Source organism: Kitasatospora sp. NPDC004614 (assembly GCF_042873675.1).
Taxonomy (GTDB): domain Bacteria; phylum Actinomycetota; class Actinomycetes; order Streptomycetales; family Streptomycetaceae; genus Kitasatospora.
Genome location: NZ_JBIALR010000031.1, coordinates 44,668 through 65,054, shown reverse-complemented (window position 1 = coordinate 65,054; position 20,387 = coordinate 44,668). Strand labels below are relative to the sequence as shown.

Sequence of the window (20,387 nt, the reverse complement as noted above, 5' to 3'; positions counted from 1 at the left end):
TTACCGGGGTGTCACTCGGAGGCGGCCTCGCCGCTCTCCTCGCCCTCGATGACGGGGATCAGCGACAGCTTGCCGCGCGGGTCGATCTCGGCGATCTCGACCTGCACCTTGGCGCCGACGCCGAGCACGTCCTCGACGTTCTCGACGCGCTTGCCACCGGCCAGCTTGCGGATCTGCGAGATGTGCAGCAGACCGTCCTTGCCCGGCATGAGCGAGACGAAGGCGCCGAACGTGGTGGTCTTCACCACGGTGCCCAGGTAGCGCTCGCCGACCTCCGGCATGGTCGGGTTGGCGATCTGGTTGATCGTCGAGCGGGCGGCCTCGGCGGCCGGGCCGTCGGCGGCACCGATGTAGATGGTGCCGTCGTCCTCGATGGTGATCTCGGCGCCGGTGTCCTCCTGGATCTGGTTGATCATCTTGCCCTTGGGGCCGATGACCTCACCGATCTTGTCCACCGGGATCTTGATGGTGATGATCCGCGGCGCGTTCGGGGACATCTCGTCGGGCGAGTCGATGGCCTCGTTCATCACGTCGAGGATGTGCAGGCGGGCGTCCCGGGCCTGCTTCAGCGCGGCGGCCAGCACGGAGGCCGGGATGCCGTCGAGCTTGGTGTCCAGCTGCAGGGCGGTGATGAAGTTGCGGGTACCGGCGACCTTGAAGTCCATGTCGCCGTACGCGTCCTCGGCACCGAGGATGTCGGTGAGCGTCACGTAGTGGGTCTCACCGTCGATCTCCTGCGAGATCAGGCCCATGGCGATACCGGCGACGGCGGCCTTCAGCGGCACACCGGCGTTCAGCAGCGACATGGTGGACGCGCAGACCGAGCCCATCGAGGTGGAGCCGTTGGAGCCCAGCGCCTCGGAGACCTGACGGATCGCGTAGGGGAACTCCTCGCGGGTCGGCAGGACCGGGAGGATCGCGCGCTCGGCGAGGGCGCCGTGGCCGATCTCGCGGCGCTTCGGCGAACCGACGCGGCCGGTCTCGCCGACCGAGTACGGCGGGAAGTTGTAGTTGTGCATGTAGCGGCGACGGGTCTCCGGGGAGAGCGTGTCGAGCTGCTGCTCCATGCGCAGCATGTTCAGCGTGGTGACGCCCAGGATCTGGGTCTCGCCGCGCTCGAACAGGGCCGAGCCGTGCACCCGCGGGATGGCCTCGACCTCGGCGGCCAGGGTGCGGATGTCGGTGACGCCGCGGCCGTCGATGCGGACCTTGTCCTTGATGACGCGCTCGCGGACGATCTTCTTGGTGAGCGCGTTGTAGGCGCCGCTGATCTCCTTCTCGCGGCCCTCGAACTCCGGGAGCAGCTTGTCGGCGGCGACGGCCTTGATGCGGTCCAGCTCGTTCTGGCGCTCCTGCTTGCCCGCGATGGTCAGCGCCTTGGACAGCTCGTCCTTGACGGCGGCGGTCAGCGCGGCCAGCACGTCGTCCTGGTACTCCAGGAAGCGCGGGAACTCGCCGGTCGGCTTGGCGGCCTGCTTGGCCAGCTGGGCCTGCGCGGCGCACAGCACCTTGATGAACGGCTTCGCGGCCTCCAGGCCGGCGGCGACGATCTCCTCGGTGGGGGCGTCGGCGCCGCCCTCGACCAGCTTGATGGTCTTGTCGGTGGCCTCGGCCTCGACCATCATGATCGCGACGTCGCCGTCCGGCAGGACGCGACCGGCGACGACCATGTCGAAGACGGCCGACTCCAGCTCGGAGTGGGTCGGGAAGGCCACCCACTGGCCGTTGATCAGCGCGACGCGGACGCCGCCGATCGGGCCGGAGAACGGCAGGCCGGCCAGCTGGGTGGAGGCGGAGGCCGCGTTGATGGCCACCACGTCGTACAGGTGGTCGGGGTTCAGCGCCATGACGGTGACGACGACCTGGACCTCGTTGCGCAGGCCCTTGACGAAGGACGGGCGCAGCGGGCGGTCGATCAGGCGGCAGGTGAGGATCGCGTCCTCCGACGGCCGGCCCTCACGGCGGAAGAACGAGCCGGGGATGCGGCCGGCGGCGTACATCCGCTCCTCGACGTCCACCGTCAGCGGGAAGAAGTCGAAGTGCTCCTTGGGCTGCTTCGAGGCGCTGGTGGCCGACAGCACCATGGTGTCGTCGTCCAGGTAGGCCACGGCGGAGCCGGCGGCCTGACGGGCCAGGCGGCCGGTCTCGAAGCGGATGGTGCGGGTACCGAAGCTGCCGTTGTCGATGACGGCCTCGGCGTAGAAAACGTTCTCTTCCACCTGGAAGATCTCCTCTTTTGTACGTCTCCCCAGGAGCGCCGCTGCGCTTGCCTGCCGTGGCCCGGGCAGTTGGGCCGGTCTTCGATCGAAGCCACCGGGTCCGTCCCCGCGTGTCGGGGGTTCCGGCGGCCACTACCGAGGACCGGCGCCTTTCGGCGTGCGGCGGCGTCTGCGTGTGGACGCTCCTGCGGTGCGGGCGGCTTCCGTTTGAAGCCTTGTCGGCCCGCAAGGGCGGGCATGCCCTTTACCTTACAAATTCACACCCTATCGAGCGCGGCTTTACGGCGAGCTGTTCGCGGGGTGCGGTCGCGAGGTGGCGCGGAAAGCGCCGAGGGGCGGCTCCCCGGTGAGGGGAGCCGCCCCTACGAGCGGTGTCAGCGGGCGCCGCCGGCGGCACCGCGGCGGATGCCGAGGCGGTCCACCAGGGTACGGAAGCGCTCGATGTCCTTCTTGGCCAGGTACTGCAGCAGGCGGCGACGCTGGCCGACCAGGATCAGCAGGCCACGACGCGAGTGGTGGTCGTGCTTGTGGAACTTGAGGTGCCCGGTCAGGTCCGAGATGCGGCGGGAGAGCATGGCCACCTGAACCTCGGGAGAGCCGGTGTCGCCCTCCTTCTGGCCGAACTCGGCGATGATCTGCTTCTTGACGTCAGCGGCGAGGGCCACGGGCATCTCCTTAGGTGTGTGCCGAGTGGCCCTGGTCGAAAGCACAGGGCCTGACAGAACTCGGACGGATCAACGATACCAGCGCGGCTCAGCCGGTCGCGCCGCGCACCACGTTGTAGATGTTGAGCACGGCCAGCGCCAGCGGCACCAGGGCGATCAGCATCAGGCTGTCGACCATGTCCAGGATGCGGCCCCAGAACGGGGACACACCGGAACGCGGGACGATCAGCGCGATCGCGATCATGATCGCGGCGCCGGCCGCGATGGACGCGGACAGCCACACCGTGCGCAGTTCGCCGGTGTCGCTGCCGCCGAGGGCCGCGGCCGCCGCCAGGTGCATCGGGGTGTGCAGGGCCAGGCCGAGGATCAGCAGCGACAGGCCGGCCAGGCCGGCGATGGTGAGCGCGAACACCTGGGCGGTGTAGCGGAACAGCCGGGCGCGCAGCATGGTCGTGACGCCGATGGCCAGGGCCAGCAGTTCGGCCCAGCTGCGGTCGCTGAAGCCGAGCACGGTGCAGGCGCCGACGATGGTGGTGGCGGCGCCGCCGACCAGGCCGACCAGCACCTCGTGGCCGCGGCGGGCCTGGGCGGCGATCCGCTCGTACTGGACGGTCTCGGCGCTGGCGGTCTCCTCGCCGTAGGCGGTGCCGCGGGTGCGGGCCTGGCCGGGGGCGCTGAAGCCGACGGGCAGGCGGGCGAACCGGGCGGACAGCGCGGGCAGGAAGCCGACCGCGGCGACCGCGGCGACGCCGGTGACGGCGGCGATGTCGGTGATCGCGGTGCCGGACATCAGCACCGCGGCGAAGGTGGCCAGGGTGCCGGCGGCGGCGACGAAGGCGGCGGCGACGAACACCGAGTCCTTCTCCGGCAGCAGGCCGACCAGCAGGACGGAGACCACCAGCACGGTGACGCAGCCGACCAGGAACTGGAGCCGGCCGGGGCCGTCGCCGGCGCCCGGGACGTCGATGATGCCGGAGCCGGCCAGCATGGCGTGCGGCAGCGCGCCGAGGCCGAGCGCGAGCGCGGCGATGTGGTCGTCGTAGACCCGGGCGCGGACAGCGGCGTAGGTCACCAGCACGACGGCGGTGACGCCGGCCAGGATGCCCGGCAGGCCGAACATGTTGTGCCGCAGGTCGGAGAACCACAGCGCGAACGCCAGCAGGGTGAGCAGCACCGTGCCGGAGATCAGGCCGAAGGCCCGCATCAGGTCGGGGCTCCAGAACCTGCGGTCGGCCTCGACCGCCGAGGCGATGGCGTCGGCGACGTCGTCGTAGACGGCCGGCGGCAGCGACTCGGAGAACGGGCGAAGGCTCAACAGGTCACCGTCGCGGACCTGTTGGGCCGCCAGCGGAAGTCCGCTGTCGAGCACGGTGCCGTCCCGCCGCACCAAATGGAACCCGGTCGGTGTTCCGTCCACCTGGGTCTGCCCGGAGAGCCGCAGCACTTCCGGGTAGATGTCGGCGAGCGGGACGTCCTCCGGCAGGGCGACGTCGATCCGGCTGTCCGGTGCCACCACGGTGACCCGGCAGAAACCGGTCGTAGCGTTTGTGCTCACCGGCCCTCTCCCCCTCGTTGGCTGTGTCGGCAAGTCTGCTGACCACTCGTCGACCGGTTCCGGAACTGTCACGGCCCGAACGAGAGTTGGCGCGGCGTCACCTTACCCCCTCGGCGCAAGGACGCACTGCGTCGGGGGCGTGGACGGGGTGCGGGCGGCGCGTGCGGGTGGAGGCGGTGCGCAGGCGTGCCGGGGGTTGTGTGTTGACGCCCGGTCAGAACCCTGCCGGTGGCCGACCCCGTGGACGAACGGCTTGCCCAGCGCAGTAGGATCGGCCCCTGCGCACGGCGTACGGGGGCGGCGATCGAAGACGCGACAGCCCCGCACGCCTGCGGTTCGGCGGAGCGGGGGCGGCGTCATCACACGGGGCGCCCTCACCGTACGTATCCAGATGCGTGAGGGCGGATTGTGAGCGAGCGATGGGGGTGCCCCCGACTCTGTGCCCGGGGAGGGCGCACCGTTGACGACGGGGAGTCGCGCGCTGCGGCTGTCGCTGGGGGCGGGGTGATGGCGTGAGTACGGTGACGGTCAAGCGTCCGCCGCGGGCGTTCCCGCCTCCGGTGTCGGAGGAGCCGGTCGAGCTGGTTCCGCCGCCGGAGTTGCCGCGGGGCGGTGGCGAGGACTGGATGATGTCGCTGCTGCCGCTGCTCGGCATGGGCGGTTCGGCGGCGTTCTTCTTCTCTCCGGGCGCACAGGGCCCGATGAAGATGATGGGTGTCCTGATGGTCGCGTCGACCGCCGCGATGGCGGTGGCGCAGATCGTCAAGGCGCGCAAGGGCGGTAGCGCGGCCACCTCGGACGAGCGCCGCGACTACCTGAAGTACCTGCAGCAGAAGCGCCGCGAGGTGCGTCGCACGGCCGAACGGCAGCGCGGGGCGCTGCTGTTCACCCACCCGGAGCCCGACCAGCTGTGGTCGATCGTGGCCGAGGGCCGCCGGCTGTGGGAGCGCCGGCCGACGGATCCGGACTTCGCACAGATCCGGGTGGGCCTGGGCCCGTTGCAGCTGTCGACGCCGCTGGTGGCGCCGCAGACCGCGCCGATGGACGAGTTGGAGCCGCTCGCCGCGGAGGCGATGGGCACCTTCATCAAGACCCACGGCACGCTGCAGGACCTGCCGCTGGCGGTCTCGCTGCGCGCCTTCTACCACATCACGGTGTGCGGCGACCCGGACTCGGTGTACGGCAACGTCCGGGCGATGGTGGCCCAGTTGGCGACCCTGCACTCCCCCGAGGACCTGATGATCGGGGTGGCCGCCGCGCCCGGCGCGGTGGAGGAGTGGGAGTGGGCGAAGTGGCTGCCGCACACCCAGCACCGCAAGGACAGCGACGGCGCCGGTTCGCGGCGTCTGATCGCCTCCGGGCTGGGCGAGCTGGAGGAGCTGCTGGCCAACGAGCTGGCCGGCCGAAAGGGCTTCTCCCGTGACAGCACGCCGAGTTCGGACCAGCCGCACCTGGTGGTCATCATGGACGGCGCCTCGGTGCCGGTCGACTCGGTGATCGCCGGTCCGGAGGGCGTCCAGGGCGTCACCGTGATCGAGGTCGTCCCGGGTGACCTGGACGAGCCGAACGGCCACCTGGTGATCACCGTCGGCAAGCACGAGCTGCTGCTGGAGGCCGCCTCCGGTGCCAGCTACCCGGGCAAGCCGGACACCCTCTCGGGGTGGCAGGCCGAGGCGCTGTCGCGGCAGTTGGCGCCGTTCCGGGCGTCCGCGGGCGGCGACGACAGCGACCCGTCGCTGGTCTCGATGGACTTCACCGAGATGATGCACACCGGCGACCCGGGTTCCTTCGACCCGGCCCGGCACTGGCGCCCCAAGCCGATCCGCGAGAAGCTGCGCGTCCCGCTGGGCGTCGGCAGCAACGGCGAGTACGTCTGGCTGGACATCAAGGAAGCCTCGCTGGAGGGCATGGGCCCGCACGGCATGTGCGTCGGCGCGACCGGTTCCGGCAAGTCCGAGGTGCTCCGCACCATCGTGCTGGCGCTGGCGGTCACCCACTCGTCCGAGGTGCTGAACCTGGTCCTCGCGGACTTCAAGGGTGGTGCGACCTTCGCCGGTATGGCGGAGATGCCGCACACCGCGGCCGTGATCACCAACCTCGAGGGCGAAGCCACCCTGATCGACCGCATGCGCGACGCGATCGAGGGCGAGATGAACCGCCGCCAGGAGCTGCTGCGCGCGGCGGGCAACTACGCGAACATCAACGAGTACGAGCGGGCCCGCACCGCGGGTGCGCCGCTCGACCCGCTGCCCTCGCTGCTGATGATCATCGATGAGTTCTCCGAACTGCTCACCGCGAAGCCGGACTTCATCGACCTGTTCATCCAGATCGGCCGTATCGGCCGTTCGCTCGGTATGCACATGCTGCTGGCCTCGCAGCGACTGGAGGAGGGCAAGCTCCGCGGTCTGGACACCTTCCTGTCCTACCGACTGGGTCTGCGCACCTTCTCGGCCGCCGAGTCGCGGGCCGCGATCGGTGTCCCGGACGCCTACCACCTGCCGCCGATCCCCGGCGTGGGCTACCTCAAGTTCGGCTCCGACGTGATGGAGCGCTTCCGGGCCGCGTACGTGTCCGGCAAGTACCGTCCGCCGGGCCAGCAGCGCGCGGTCGGCGGCCGGGTGGTCACCGCCCAGCCGGTGCTGTTCACCGCCGCCGAGGTCGAGATCATCGAGCCCGAGGTGGAGGAGATCCTTCCCGACCCGTCGGAGGAGGAGGAGAAGGACGACGCGCTGCTGGACACCATGCTCGACGTGTTCGTCCAGCGCATGATCGGCCAGGGCCCGCCGGCCCACCAGGTGTGGCTGCCCCCGCTGGAGGCGCCGCCGTCGGTGGACAGCCTGCTGGAGCCGCTGCAGGTCAGCCCGGAACGCGGTCTGACCCCGGCGTCCATCACCCAGGGCAACCTGATCGTCCCGGTCGGCATCGTCGACAAGCCGCGCGACCAGCGCCGCGACGTGATGTACCTGAACTACTCGGGCGCGGCCGGCCACGGCATGATCGTCGGCGGTCCGCAGTCCGGCAAGTCCACCATGGTGCGCACCATCGTGACGGGCTTCTCGGTCACCCACACCCCGGTCGAGACGCAGTTCTACCTGCTCGACTTCGGCGGTGGCGGCTTTGGCTCGCTGGCCGACCTGCCGCACGTCGGCGGCGTGGCGGGCCGACTGGACGTCGAGAAGGTCCGCCGCATGATCAGCGAGGTGCACGGGGTGCTCAACCGCCGTGAGGAGCTGTTCCGCGCCCAGGGCATCGACACCATCGCGACCTACCGCGCCCGCCGTGCCAACGGGCAGCTGCCGGACGAGAACTTCGGCGACGTGTTCCTGTTCATCGACGGCTGGCTGATCTTCAAGCAGGAGTTCGAGGTCCTGGAGCCGGTCATCGGCGACATCGCGCAGCGAGGTCTCGGTTACGGCGTCCACGTGGTGATCACCGCGGCCCGCTACGCCGAGATCCGCCCGGCACTGAAGGACCAGTTGCAGAACCGCGTCGAGCTGAAGCTCGGTGACTCCATGGAGTCCGAGATCAACCGCAAGGTCGCGGTGAACGTGCCGGCGATCCCGGGTCGTGGTCTGACCCACGAGCAGCTGCACTTCCTGTCCGGTCTGCCGCGCATCGACGGCGCCGGCACCACCGAGGACCTGGTGGACGGCGTCGCCGACATGGTCAGCCAGATCAACGCGGCCTGGACCGGCCCGCGCGCCCCGCAGGTACGCATGCTGCCGGCCGTGCTCGACGGCAACTCGCTGCCCAAGGGCTTCGAGCACCCCGAGCTGGGTGTCGCGTTCGGTGTCGACGAGGTCGAGCTGGCGCCGGTGTTCGTCAACTTCGAGACCGACCCGATGTTCGTCATCTTCGGTGAGAGCGAGTCCGGCAAGTCGGCGATGCTGCGCATGCTGATCAAGCAGATCACCGAGCGGTACACCCCGGACCAGGCCGGCATCGTGATCGGCGACTTCCGCCGCTCGCTGCTGGGCGTGGTTCCGCCGGAGTACCTGGTGGAGTACGCGGCAGCCGCGCCCGCCATGTCGGCGATCGTGGAGATGCTGCGCGGCGCCTGCTCGCGTCGTCTGCCCGGTCCGGACGTCACCCCGGAGCAGCTGCGCAACCGCAGCTGGTACCAGGGCAAGGACATGTTCGTGATCGTGGACGACTACGAGCTGGTCGCCACCCAGTCGGGCAACCCGATGGCGCCGCTGGCGGAGTTCCTGCCGTTCGCGCGCGACATCGGTCTGCGTCTGATCGTCGCCCGCAACGCGGGTGGCGCCGGCCGCTCGCTGTTCGAGCCGGTGATGCAGCGCATGCGCGAGCTGGGCGGCCAGGGCCTGATCCTCTCCGGTGACAAGGGCGAGGGCGCGCTGCTGGGCACCGTCAAGCCGCAGCCGCAGCCGCAGGGCCGTGGTGTGTTCGTCTCCCGCCGCATGCAGGCAGGTCAGACGGTGCAGACCGGTTGGCTGCCGACCCTGCAGTAGCCCTCGGGCGAGAATCACGCAGTGTGACCAACAGGGCCGGGTTCCGGAAGGGATCCGGCCCTTTGGCATCCCAGGGGCCGGACGGTGCCATAACGTTATGTTCTGATTTTTAGGCTCTTCCTTCGGTTCCCGTACCCGTGTGACCGGTCGGCCTGGGTTTTCGGGCCCCCAGCCGTGTCGGCGCCATGCCTTTGAATCGGAGTTGCGCAGATCACTTCACCTTCGATTCAAGCGCAGTTCACCGGAGTTGCCTGGCGGGAATCAAGCACCCAGCCGGCCACTCGGCTGTGTTCCGTAGGAAAAACCGGCTTATGACAACGGATTCCGCAGCTCATTGCGCGTTGACGATGCCAATTCGCCCAGGCAACCTGGCGCATCGGGAGCGATACAGGACCACACCCGCGAGAACGTGTTTCGGAGGCGATACCGCTCCCTTCCCCTCACCGCCGCACAGCCGATCGGATGCCCCCATGACCGACACGCTCCCCCCGCAGGCAGCAGCCCCCGCTCCGGGTGCCGCCGCCGGCGCGGACGCACCGAAGAAGCTCGCCCGATCGCTCGGCGTCGTGGGTGGCACGCTGCTCACGCTCTCCTGCGTGACCCCGGCTTCCTCGCTCTTCGTGCTCGTGCCCGAGCTCTTCAAGGGCCTCGGCACCTACACAATGATGGCCATCGTCATTGGCACGATCATCTGTGTCGCGGTGGCGTTCTGTTACTCGGAGCTCGGCACCCTGGTGCCCTCCGCGGGCGGCGAGTACGCCATGGTCGGCACCCTGGCGGGCAAGTTCGCGGGCTGGCTGGTCTTCATCCAGTCGCTGATCGTGGTGATGATCGTCCCCTCGATCATCGCGATGGGCACCGCCGAGTACCTCGAACCGATCATCCACGTCGACCCGATGATCGCCGGCGCCGTGGTGATGATCGCGGCCACCGTCGCCGGTCTGCTCGACCTGCGCGCCAACGCCTGGATCACCGGCATCTTCCTGGTGCTGGAGGTCATCGCCTGCGCCGTGGTGTCCTTCCTCGGCTTCACCCACACCGAGCGCGGCGCGGACACCATGCTGCACGGCACCATGGTCGACGCGGCGGGCGCCACCTCCGGCGTGGGCCTGGGCACGATCCTGGCCATGATGGGCACCGCGCTGTTCGTCACCCAGGGCTTCTCCACCGCCATCTACCTCTCCGAGGAGCTGGAGAACCCGCGCAAGAACGTCGCCCGCACCGTGCTGTGGACGCTGGGCCTGTCGGTCGCCATCATCGTGATCCCGGTCGCCGCCATCACCATGGGCGCCCCCGACCTGGCCGCGCTGACCGACGGCAACATCTCGCAGCTGGTGATCGGCTGGAGCAACAGCGGCGTCGGCACCTTCATCAGCCTCTGCATCGCGCTGGCCATCATCAACGCCGGCATCGTGATGGTCATCCAGAACTCCCGGGTGCTGTTCGCCTCCGGCCGCGACAAGGCCTGGCCGGAGCCGGTGAACAACGCCTTCGGCACCCTCAACAAGTTCAGCGCCCCGTGGGTCTCCACCCTCGCGGTCGGCATCCCCGGCGCGGTGCTCTGCTTCGTGCCGCAGTCGCTGCTGATCGAGATCACCGGTGTCGCCGTCGCCGCGCTGTACCTGCTGGTCGCCGTCGGCGCGCTGTTCTCCCGCCGCGGCGAGCACAAGCACGCCCCCGCCTGGCGCCAGCCGCTGTGGCCCGCGCTGCCGGTCCTGGTGATCGTGGCGCTCAGCTTCACCCTCTACATGCTGCGCGGCCCCGGCCTGTGGTGGACCCTGGGCATCACCGCCGCCGCCAGCCTCTACTGGGCGTTCTACCTGCGGCCCCGTTCGGAGACCCGCTGGGTGATCACCCTCCCCGAGGACGAGCGGGCCTGACCCCCTGCACCCCGCTCCCTCTTCGGCCCCGCCGGTTCCCCCCGACCGGCGGGGCCGACCCCTTTCCGGGGCCGGCCCGCACACCGGTCCGAACGGTCAGTGGCGGCGGCGCCGGCCCATGTCACGGGCGACGATCGCACCGCCGGCCAGGCCCGCCACCAGCAGGCCACCGGCCCCGAGCACGAAGGTGCCGGTCCGCCGGTCCCGGTCCGCCTGCGTCTCCTCCAGGCCCGCCGGCTGCGCGACCAGCGGAACGGTGTCCAGCTTGGTCGGGACGTCCGGGGTCGGGGACGAGCTCGGCGTGTCGGTGTACGAGACCGCCTTGACCGGGTCGACCACGCCCCAGCCGATCCACTTGTTGTGGCCGTGCTCGGTGCGCTGGGCGGTCTGCTCGATCACGGTGCGGATCTGCTTGGGGGTCCAGTCCTTGTGCTGCCCCTTGAGGATCGCGGCCAGGCCGGACACGTAGGGCGCGGAGAAGCTGGTGCCGTTGTCGGTGCACTGGCCGCCCCCGGGGACGGTGGAGAGCATGTCGACGCCGGGCGCGACCACCTTGACGAAGTCGCCGTACTGCGAGAACGTGGCCCGCTCGTTGTTGCGGTCGGACGCGCCCACGGCCAGCACGGTGTCGTACTTGGCCGGGTAGGTGGGGCCTTCGGCGCCGTCGTTGCCGGAGGACGCGACCACCACGATCCCGTTGCTTTCGGCCTGCTTCAGCACCGCCTCCAACTGACCGTCCTCGGCGAACGCCGGTACGTCGGCGGGCTTGCTCGGGTCCACCTCGACCCGAACGTCCTGCGAGATGTTGATGACATCGGCGTCCAGCTGCATCGCCTTCTTGATGGCGTCGATCAGCGTGGACACACTGCCGTGGCCCTCGGCATCGTTCTGCCGGATCGAGATGATCTTCGCGTCCTTCGCCAGGCCGACGAAGCCGACCCCGGTCCTCGGACTGGCTGCGATGATGCCCGCGACCTTGGTGCCGTGCCCGACCTTGTCGGACAGGGCGTTGCCCTCCGGCTTCTGCTGACCGGCCCTCACCTGTGCGTCGCCGAGCAGGTCCCCGCCGTCGATCACCTTGCCGGCGGCGCCCAACTGCGGGTTGCCGACGTCCACACCGGTGTCGATCACGGCGACCTTGACGCCGTCCCCGGTGTGATGGGCCTTGCCGTCCTTGTCGACACCCCACAGCTCGTCCAGGAAGACCCGCTGGAGTGACCAGGGCACGGCCTCGACGTCCTTCTGGGCACAGTCACCGGCCGCCGCGATCGCCACCGGCTGTCGGAACCCGGCTTCCCCGGAGGCTGAGGGCGAGGGCTCGGCGTAGGCGGGTCCGGCGGCCGTACTGCCGACCACCCCGAGCACCAGCAGCACCGCGCCGGCCCGGCGCAACGATCCTGACGACACCTGAAGTCCACCCCTCATTGCTTCCACCCGTGTTCGGCGCGTGCCCCGTGCAACGCGCGAAGGGCGGGCGCCCAGTGGGACGCCCGCCCTTGAGAAGAGCGCTTACCGCGCAGAGTCCCCGAGAGGGAAGCTCACTGCCAGAGGTTCTGGTTCGAGGTCTCGGTCTGCTGGTAGCTCTGCGCCGCGTTGTCCAGCGCGCTGGAGATCTGGCCGAGCACCTGCTGCAGGTCGGCGGCCTTGCGGTCCCACTCAGCCTGGCGGGCCTGGTAGCCCTCCTGGGCCGAACCCTCCCAGGAGGTGGCGATGCGCTGAACGCCCGCCTTCAGGTCGTCAAGCTGCGACTGGATGCGCGAAGCGGTCTGACGCACCTCGGAGCTGGCGTTCTGCAGAGTCTGGAAATTGACGAGAATGGACATGGTTGTCTCCTTGTCGATGGATGCACGGCGCGCCCCCGTGAGGGCGCGATGTGGCGGTTACCGGCTCGGCGTCAGCCGATGCCACCGACGGCAGCACGCTGCTCTTCTTCGGTCATCGAGTACGCCTTGGTGGTCGCCTCGATCGCCTGACGGATCTCGTCGAGCACCTTGTTGAGCGCGTTGGCGTCGTCGTTGGTCCGCTGCTGCATCTGCTGGTACGCGGACGCAGCCTGGCCCTTCCAGCCCGAAGAGATCTCGGAGACCAGGTTGTTCAGGCGGCTGATCTCGCCCTGCACCTGCTGGTTGACCTCGCCGATACGGTTCGCGAAGGAGGTCATTTCCTCCGCGGTCATCGTGAACTGACCTGCCATGATCCACCGTCCCCCATGAGACAGATTTCATCCGGGCGCCCCTGTGGCGAACGCCCGCACGGGCACCACGTGGCGTGGTGCTCTGAAGCACTGTAACGGCCAAGTGCGCTCCGCCCAACACCGGGTGGCAGGTAGTTACCAGACCATGACACTGAACTCCCGCACCGGCATTGACGATTCGTCAGGCGTTCTGCGGCTGAAGTGCGGTGTTGGTGTTGAGCACCGGACCGGCCGGCACCAGCTTCGACCAGAAGTCGGGCACGAACTGCGGGGAGACGGACTTGAAGCCCAGCCGCGCCTGCGCCTCGTTGGTGCCCTTCTTGTCGCCGCCCTGCGGGTTCGCACTCGGGGTCGCCGCCGCGCCGTTGCCGCCGTCGTTGTTGACGGGCAGCGTGTAACGCAGGCCGGAGTCGGTGATCAGGTAGCCGGTGCCGGTGCCGCCGTCGGCGGTGGGCTTGCTGTTGCCGTCCAGCGAGCGGTACAGCAGACCGTGACCGGGCGTCACGTGCGCGCTGGCCGCGTCCGAGCTGACGTCCGCCGGGTAGGCGGTGCTGGCCCACACCGAGCGCTTGATCTTGTCGCCGTCGTAGCCGTCGAAGGTCGAGCAGACCACCGTGCGGGGATCGTTGGCGCCGACGTTGACCGCCGGGGACTTGCGAGCGGGGAGGTTCTTGGCGTCGTCGAGCATGGCCCGGGAGATCGTCGCCTGAAGCTTGCTGTAGTCGCCGGCACCGAGCTCCGCGATGGTCGGCGTCGCGTCGCCGTACGCCGCAGCCTGCGTGTTCGGGTCGAGGCGCATCAGGTCCGCCTGGAACTCGCTGATCTGGAACAGGTTGTTCGGGCCGACCGCGTAGTAGTTGCCCTCGAACTTCAGCACCCGGCCGACCTTCTTCTCCGAGTCCTGCGAGAGGGCCACGGTGGAAGGCGCGGACTGCTTGGCAATGACGTTGGGGAAGCGGAAGAACTTCACCGGCTCGCCGTAGTCCAGGGTCGCCAGCCATTCCTTGGTGACGCGCTGGGGCTTCATGCCCGGGCCGAACAGTGCCGTCTCCATGGCATCCTTGTCGGTTTTGCTGGTGTCCTCCCGGCCGATCGCGTGCTTCAGGCCGTTGCTGTCAACCAGGAACCTCGACCCTGGAGCACCCTGCTCGTCCGGTCCCTGGACGAACAGTGACTGGTTGTCCTTGAGCTTCCGCTCCCCCTGAAGGGTCTTGGCGTCCGCCCCGGCCGCGATGAACATCGACTGGGCCACCTGGGACGACAGGTTCTCCTTGCCCTGCTTGTCGCACACCGACCACAGCTTCGAAATGCCCGCGTCATCGACCTTGGGCAACTTGTCCGGCGCGTACGGGATTCCGATGGCGGGACCGCGCCGCGGGTACTTGTCCAGCACCTCGTCGGCGACCGTCTGCACGGTGGCGTTCTCGGCCAGCACCAGGCGGGCCGAGGACATGTTCAGCACCTGGTGCAGCATCGGCTGGCCGGACTTCTGGTCGGTCAGGATCACGTACCGGGTGGTGGAGGTCTTGCCCTGCAGGATGTACTTGCCGTTGTCCCAGTTCGGCGGCGCGCTGGGCTTGATGACGCCCCACATGCCGAAGCCGGCGACGATCACGGCCCCGATCACGAAGCTCGGCAGCACCGCGCGGATCGGACGCGGTGCGTCCTCGTCGTTGCCGCCGCCCCCCGGCTGCAGGAAGGCCCCGACCATCCGCTTGCGGGCGAAGGTATAGGCGTTCAGCTCGTCCCGGCGTGATGCCATGCTCGTCCCCGTCTCCCCTGTGTGACCCGACCTGCGGGTGTCAACGCGCTTGTGCTGTGCGTGAGTCTGCCACCCGGCGGGCGTCCGGAACGGTCAACCCTCTACGATGCGACAGCAGACGGTGAGTACGGTAACGGGTAGGCTCCGACGGTCCGCCATCCGGGCTGTCGACCCGGCCCGCGACCCGGCCCTGAGGGCCGCAGCCGCACGGGGATCTGACGGCACATCTGAAGCAGAGAGGGCAATTCGGGGGATGCCAAGCCAGTCCGCTCCAGCACGACGACGCTCCAGCACGAACGGCCGGAGGCCGGACGCCCAGGGCGGCCGGCGGGCGCGTACCGCTCCGGCCGCGGCGCCCACCGGCCCGGTCGGCCTGCGGCTGCTGCCCAGGCCCGGGCTGCTCGCCCGCCGCCTGGAGCTCAAGCAAATCGTCCAACTCGAGGTCGCCGTCGCCCTGGTGGCGGTCGGCTGGTCGATCAACAAGCTGATGGCCGCGGTTCTCGCGGTGCCCGCGGTGATCCTCGTCGTGGTGGCGCTGCTGCGCCTCGGCGGCCGCACCATGGGCGAGGCGGTGGGGGTCCGCTCGGCGTTCAACTCCCGTCGCAAGGAAGCGAAGTACAACGTTCCGCCGCCCGGCACCGACCCGGCGCTGGCGCCGATGATGGAGCTGGACCCGGCGCTGCGCACCTGCACCCACGCGATCGAGACCGACCTCGGTGACGGGCGGCCGCTGCGCCGCGAGACCGGCATGATCGGCGACGGCACCTTCTTCACCTCGGTGCTGCTGGTGCAGTCGAAGGACCAGCCGCTGCGTCCGGGCCGGACCCCCGAGTCCTCGCTGCCGCTGGACCTGATCTGTTCGGTCCTGCAGGTCGACGACATTCCGCTGGAGTCGGTGCAGCTGATCCAGCACACCCAGCCGGCGCCCGCGCCGCATCTGCCGGAGCACTCGCTGGCCGCGCGCGCCTACCAGCAGGCACCCGGAGGAGTGAACACTCCTGCGCTTCGGTTGACGTGGATCGCCATCAAGCTCGACCCGGAGCACGCCTCCACCGCCGTACTGGCCCGCGGCGGCGGCGAGGAGGGCGCCCGCAAGGCGCTCCAGCGGGTCACCGACCAGCTCGCCGGGCGGCTGAACAGCGCCGGCTTCACCGCGACCGTCCTGGACGAGCGCGAGCTGATCGCGGCGCTGGCCATCTCGGTGTGCGCCAACCCGGTCGCGGTGGCGGGCCGTCAGGGCTCCGGCGGCGGCGGGGTCGGCGTGCGCCGGGCCCAGGAGTCCGCCAAGTTCTGCCGGATCGACGACCGCTGGCACGCCACCTACTGGATCTCCAAGTGGCCGGAGCTGTCCCGTCCGGGCGCCGGCGGCGGCCGGGTCGCCGCCCCCGACCTGGTCAACCAGCTGACCAGCACCCCGGCGTTCGCCTCCACCTTCTCGATCACCGCGACCCGCGCGATGGGCGGCTCGGTGGCGCTCAGCGGGCACGTCCGGCTGACCGGGCGCAGCGAGAGCGAGGTCGCCCAGGTGGGCCGCCTGGTGGAGTCCCGCGCCCAGCACGCCGGCACCGCGCTGACCCGTCTCGACCAGGAGCACGGCCCGGGCCTGCTCGCCACGCTGCCTCTGGGAGGGACTTCCTGATGGCCTATCAGACCTACGGCGGCCAGGCCCCGCAGCCCGCCGAGCAGAGCCGGGTGCGGGTCCGTCCCGGCTACGGCCTGCGCGGCCCCCGCCGGGAGAAGCACGTGCTGACCCTCGAGGACCTGTCGGCGCTGGCCTTCCCGGTCGGCGACGACGGCGTGGTGATCGGCCTGGACCAGCAGCAACGGCCCGCCGTGATCGGCCTGTTCCGTCCGACGCAGTACGACGTGGTGCTGGTCGGTGGCATGTGGACGGCGCAGCTGATCGCGCTGCGCGCCGCCGCCACCGGTGCCCGCGTCGCGGTGGAGACCGGCCGTCCGCAGGCGTGGGCGCCGATGGCGCAGGCCGCGGGTGGCGGTCAGCCGTGCGTGACGATCCACCAGGTGGGCCGCCTGGGCGCGCAGGGCGCGTCGGTGGCGTCACCCGTCCTGGTGGTTCGTGACCTGGGTGCGCGGCCCTCGCGCAGCCGGCTGTCGGCGTCGCCGTGGCAGACCACGCTGACGGTGCTGCCGTACCTGGGCCCGAACGCGAGCCGGGTGCTGAACGCCGCCGACCTGGTCGGTCTGCAGCGGATCTCGCCGCAGGAATCGGAGCTGGTGGGCCGTCTGTTGTCGCTGTCGCCGGGCGATGTGAACACGTTGCCGACGATGCCCGACCACATCACCCTGTGGGCGACCCGGATGCGCCGTCAGTACGTGATGACCAATCCGGGCGAGGCCGAGACCCAGGTGCTGGGCGGCCCGCGCCGCATGGACTGAAGCGGTGCGGCCGGGAGGGCCGTGTCGCACGGGCCGGCCGGCCGGTGCGCCTGACGGGGGTGGTGTTTCCCGAGGGACGGACCGGTCGGCCGACCCGCTCCGATCTGCCGTCAGGTCGGCCTCCGCCTTCAGCGGACCGGTCCGCACGGCCTAGTCTTGTTGCCCGAAGGCAACCGCCGAAGCAATGTCGGCGAGAACGAGGGAGCCCCAGTGAGCAGCGATCGGGACGGCGTCTATGTCGGCGACAACGCGGCCGAGGACGACGATGAGTGGCCCGATACCCCGGACTACACCGCTCCGTCCTGGTACACCCAGAGCGCCGCTCCCGGCCCGGCCCAGCCGCCTGTCCAGCAGCAGCCGGTGCAGCAACAACCGCCGGTCCATCAGCAGCCGGTCCAGCAGCCGGTGCAGCCGGAGGTCCAGCAGCAGCAGCCCGCGCCGCAGCCTCCGGTAGCGCCCGAGCAGCAGCAGCCCGTCCAGCCGCAGCCCGTCCAGCAGCAGCCCGTGCAGGCGCAGGTGCCGCCGGCCGAGCCGGTGGCCGTTCAGCAGCCGCCGGTCCAGCACCAGCAGCCGCCCGCGCCGGGCCCCGAGCAGCACTCCGGGCCGGCCACCGACGGGCAGGGTGTGCCCGTCGCGCCGCCGGTGGAGCTCGCGGCCGCCGCGGCGCCGGTGCAGGAGGCCGCGCAGCAGCCCGTCCAGCAGCAGCCGCCGTACCCGCAGCAGGGTCAGCAGCAGTGGGCCGGGCAGCCGCCGGTGCAGCAGCAGCCGCCGCCGCAGCAGTGGCCCAACCAGCCGCAGCAGCAGCAGCCTTACCCGCAGCAGGCCCAGCAGCAGCCCGTCCAGCAGCCGCCGTACCCGCAGCAGGGTCAGCAGCAGTGGGCCGGGCAGCCGCCGGTGGATCCGCGGGCGGGCGGCTGGCCGCAGGCCGGACAGCAGCAGCAGGCCGGGCCGGGCCCGGCGTACCAACAGCACTCGGGTCCGAACGCCCCGCAGGCACCGGCGCAGTTCCAGCAGCCCGGTCCGCAGCAGGCGGCGCACGGTGCGGCGCTGGGGTACACGGCGGCGGTGGAGCTCTCCTCGGACCGGCTGCTGCGCGGTCAGCCGAAGGTGCAGAAGCAGTCGCGGTTCCAGTTCGGCGGCAAGTCGGCACAGGCCGGCAAGCAGCAGAAGCTGGAGCTGATCCGGCACCCGGTGATGACCTGCTACCGGATCGCGGTGATCAGCCTCAAGGGCGGTGTCGGCAAGACCACGACCACCACCTCGCTGGGCGCGACGCTGGCCAGTGAGCGGCAGGACAAGGTCATCGCGATCGACGCGAACCCGGACGCGGGCACCCTGGGCCGCCGCATCAAGCGGCAGACCGGGGCGACCATCCGTGACCTGGTGACGGCGATCCCGCACGTGCGCAGCTACATGGACATCCGTCAGTTCACCTCGCAGGACCCGAACTCGGGCCTGGAGATCGTCGCCAACGACGTGGACCCGGCGGTCTCCACCACCTTCGACGACTCGGACTACCGCCAGGTCATCCAGGTGCTCGGGCAGCACTACCCGATCATCCTGACCGACTCGGGCACCGGTCTGCTGTACTCGGCGATGCGCGGTGTGCTGGACCTGGCGGACCAGCTGATCGTGGTGGCCACGCCCAGCGTGGACGGTGCGTCCAGCGCCTCCACCACGCTGGACTGGCTGTCCGCGCACGGCTACGCGGACCTGGTGCAGCGGTCGATCACGGTGGTCTCCGGGGTGCGCGAGACCAGCAAGATGATCAAGATCGAGGACATCGTGGCGCACTTCCAGACCCGCTGCCGCGGTGTCGTGGTGGTGCCGTTCGACGAGAGCCTCGCGGCCGGCGCCGAAGTCAACCTGGCGATGATGCGGCCCAAGGTCCGGGACGCCTACTTCGAGCTGGCCGCGCTGGTCGGCGAGGACATCGCCCGGGCGCAGCAGCAGGGCGGCTGGCAGCAGCAGCAACAGCAGCAGCAGGGCGGCTGGCAGGGCCAGCAGCAGGGCGTCCCGCCGCAGCAGCAGCCGTACCCGCAGCAGTACCAGCAGGCGCCGCAGCAGGGCGGCTACCCGGCGCCCGGGCAGCCGTGGCAGCAGCAGCCACCGCAGCAGCCGTACCCGCAGCAGCAGCCCGGCGGTTACCCGCCGCAGGGCCCGCCGGTGCCCGGTTACGGCTACCCGCCGCAGGAGGGCCCGCCGCCCGGCTACGGGTACCCGCCGCAGCACGGCTGAGCGCACGTCAAAAAGCCCCCCGCGAATCGCGGGGGGCTTTCGTGTGGCGGCCGGTCAGGGGCGCTCGGTGAGTTCCCGGGCGCGCTTGACGTCCTCGGCCATCCGCTCGAGCAGGGCGTCGATGGAGTCGAACTTCTCCATGCCGCGCAGCCAGGCGAGGAAGTCGACGGCGACGTGCTTGCCGTACAGGTCGAGGCCGACCCGGTCGATGGCGTACGCCTCGACGGTGCGGGTGGTGCCGTCGAAGGTCGGGTTGGTGCCGACCGAGATGGCGGCGGGCATGCACTCGCCGTCGGCGGTGAGCCAGCCCGCGTACACGCCGTCGGTGGGGATGGCCGAGTAGGGGACGGTGTCCACGTTGGCGGTGGGGTAGCCGAGTTCGCGGCCGCGCTGGGCGCCCCGGACGACCACGCCCTCGACCCGGTGCGGGCGGCCGAGGACCTCGGCGACGCCCGCCATGTCGCCGGCCGCGACCAGGCGGCGGCACAGGCTGGACGAGAACGGTTCGCCGTCGCCGGCGGCGCCGCGCACCTGCAGGTCGAGCACCTCGACCGCGAAGTCGTCGGCCCGGCCGAGCTCGGCGAGCAGTTCCACGTTGCCCGCCGCGCGGTGGCCGAAGCGGAAGTTGGGGCCCTCGACCACGGCCTTCGCGCGCAGCGCGTCGACCAGCACCGAGCGCACGAAGTACTCCGGCGACTCCTTGGAGAACTCGGCGGTGAACGGCAGCACCAGGACGGCGTCCACGCCGAGTTGCTCGATCAGCTCGGCCCGCCGGGGCTGCGGGGCGAGCAGCGGCGGGTGGCTGCCCGGGCGGACCACTTCGCTGGGGTGCGGGTCGAAGGTGACGACGACCGACCTCGCCCCCAGCTCCCCGGCCAGCTCGACCACTCGCTTGATGATCAACTGGTGTCCGCGGTGGACCCCGTCGAACGATCCGATGGTGACGACGCTGCGCCCCCAGTCCCCGGGGATCTCCTCCAGGCCGTGCCAGCGCTGCACCTGACC

General features: G+C 70.5%; 12 protein-coding genes and 1 pseudogene. 5 read left to right on the top strand and 8 right to left on the bottom strand.

The features are described 5' to 3' along the window. Window positions 1-11 precede the first annotated feature (11 nt). The 3 genes from ACFYST_RS35415 to eccD all read right to left on the bottom strand — a co-directional run bounded on the left by ACFYST_RS35415 (window position 12) and on the right by eccD (window position 4,439). Window positions 12-2,219 carry a polyribonucleotide nucleotidyltransferase gene (locus ACFYST_RS35415; protein ID WP_387649651.1) on the bottom strand — a complete coding sequence of 736 codons (2,208 nt, stop codon included), beginning with the start codon at window positions 2,217-2,219 and terminating at the stop codon, window positions 12-14. Window positions 2,220-2,593: 374 nt separating this feature from the next. After that, window positions 2,594-2,884 (bottom strand): 30S ribosomal protein S15, encoded by a 291-nt coding sequence (rpsO, locus tag ACFYST_RS35410; protein WP_387649654.1) that lies wholly within the window; start codon window positions 2,882-2,884, stop codon window positions 2,594-2,596. 88 nt (window positions 2,885-2,972) lie between these two features. Beyond that, a complete protein-coding gene (gene eccD, locus ACFYST_RS35405) occupies window positions 2,973-4,439 on the bottom strand; it encodes a type VII secretion integral membrane protein EccD (RefSeq protein WP_387649657.1) in 1,467 nt (488 codons plus the stop codon). A 512-nt stretch (window positions 4,440-4,951) separates the two neighbouring features. On the opposite strand from eccD, the gene eccCa reads away from it, so the two are divergent. Together eccCa and ACFYST_RS35395 are read left to right on the top strand one after the other, a co-directional pair. Then, window positions 4,952-8,911, top strand: coding sequence for a type VII secretion protein EccCa (gene eccCa, locus ACFYST_RS35400; protein ID WP_387649659.1), 3,960 nt, complete (start codon window positions 4,952-4,954; stop codon window positions 8,909-8,911). 470 nt (window positions 8,912-9,381) lie between these two features. After that, on the top strand, window positions 9,382-10,791 hold the full coding sequence (locus tag ACFYST_RS35395) for an APC family permease (protein WP_387868451.1): 1,410 nt from the start codon (window positions 9,382-9,384) through the stop codon (window positions 10,789-10,791). Between the two features lie 96 nt (window positions 10,792-10,887). Here ACFYST_RS35395 and mycP read toward each other — a convergent pair whose 3' ends face one another. From mycP to ACFYST_RS35375, 4 genes are all read right to left on the bottom strand, one after another. Then, window positions 10,888-12,198: a type VII secretion-associated serine protease mycosin gene (mycP, locus tag ACFYST_RS35390; protein ID WP_387868449.1), complete on the bottom strand. Its 1,311-nt coding sequence runs from the start codon at window positions 12,196-12,198 to the stop codon at window positions 10,888-10,890. Between the two features lie 131 nt (window positions 12,199-12,329). After that, window positions 12,330-12,614: a WXG100 family type VII secretion target gene (locus ACFYST_RS35385; protein ID WP_387868446.1), complete on the bottom strand. Its 285-nt coding sequence runs from the start codon at window positions 12,612-12,614 to the stop codon at window positions 12,330-12,332. A gap of 71 nt (window positions 12,615-12,685) precedes the next feature. Continuing rightward, window positions 12,686-12,985: a WXG100 family type VII secretion target gene (locus ACFYST_RS35380; protein ID WP_387649670.1), complete on the bottom strand. Its 300-nt coding sequence runs from the start codon at window positions 12,983-12,985 to the stop codon at window positions 12,686-12,688. A gap of 181 nt (window positions 12,986-13,166) precedes the next feature. Continuing rightward, a complete protein-coding gene (locus ACFYST_RS35375; RefSeq protein WP_387868444.1) occupies window positions 13,167-14,747 on the bottom strand; it encodes a type VII secretion protein EccB in 1,581 nt (526 codons plus the stop codon). Between the two features lie 253 nt (window positions 14,748-15,000). Between ACFYST_RS35375 and eccE the strand changes: the two genes are divergently transcribed. From eccE to ACFYST_RS35360, 3 genes and pseudogenes are all read left to right on the top strand, one after another. After that, window positions 15,001-16,386: a type VII secretion protein EccE gene (gene eccE, locus ACFYST_RS35370; RefSeq protein ID WP_387649676.1), complete on the top strand. Its 1,386-nt coding sequence runs from the start codon at window positions 15,001-15,003 to the stop codon at window positions 16,384-16,386. Next, the gene (locus tag ACFYST_RS35365; RefSeq protein ID WP_387649679.1) at window positions 16,386-17,144 is read left to right on the top strand and encodes a hypothetical protein; all 759 of its coding nucleotides are present in this window, start codon (window positions 16,386-16,388) and stop codon (window positions 17,142-17,144) included. Before eccE ends, ACFYST_RS35365 begins: the two co-directional genes overlap by 1 nt. 552 nt (window positions 17,145-17,696) lie before the next feature. Continuing rightward, window positions 17,697-19,382: pseudogene (locus ACFYST_RS35360) on the top strand (MinD/ParA family protein); the annotation flags it as partial. A 54-nt stretch (window positions 19,383-19,436) separates the two neighbouring features. Here ACFYST_RS35360 and ACFYST_RS35355 read toward each other — a convergent pair. Further along, window positions 19,437-20,381, bottom strand: coding sequence for a bifunctional riboflavin kinase/FAD synthetase (locus tag ACFYST_RS35355; protein WP_387649684.1), 945 nt, complete (start codon window positions 20,379-20,381; stop codon window positions 19,437-19,439). Window positions 20,382-20,387 lie beyond the last annotated feature (6 nt).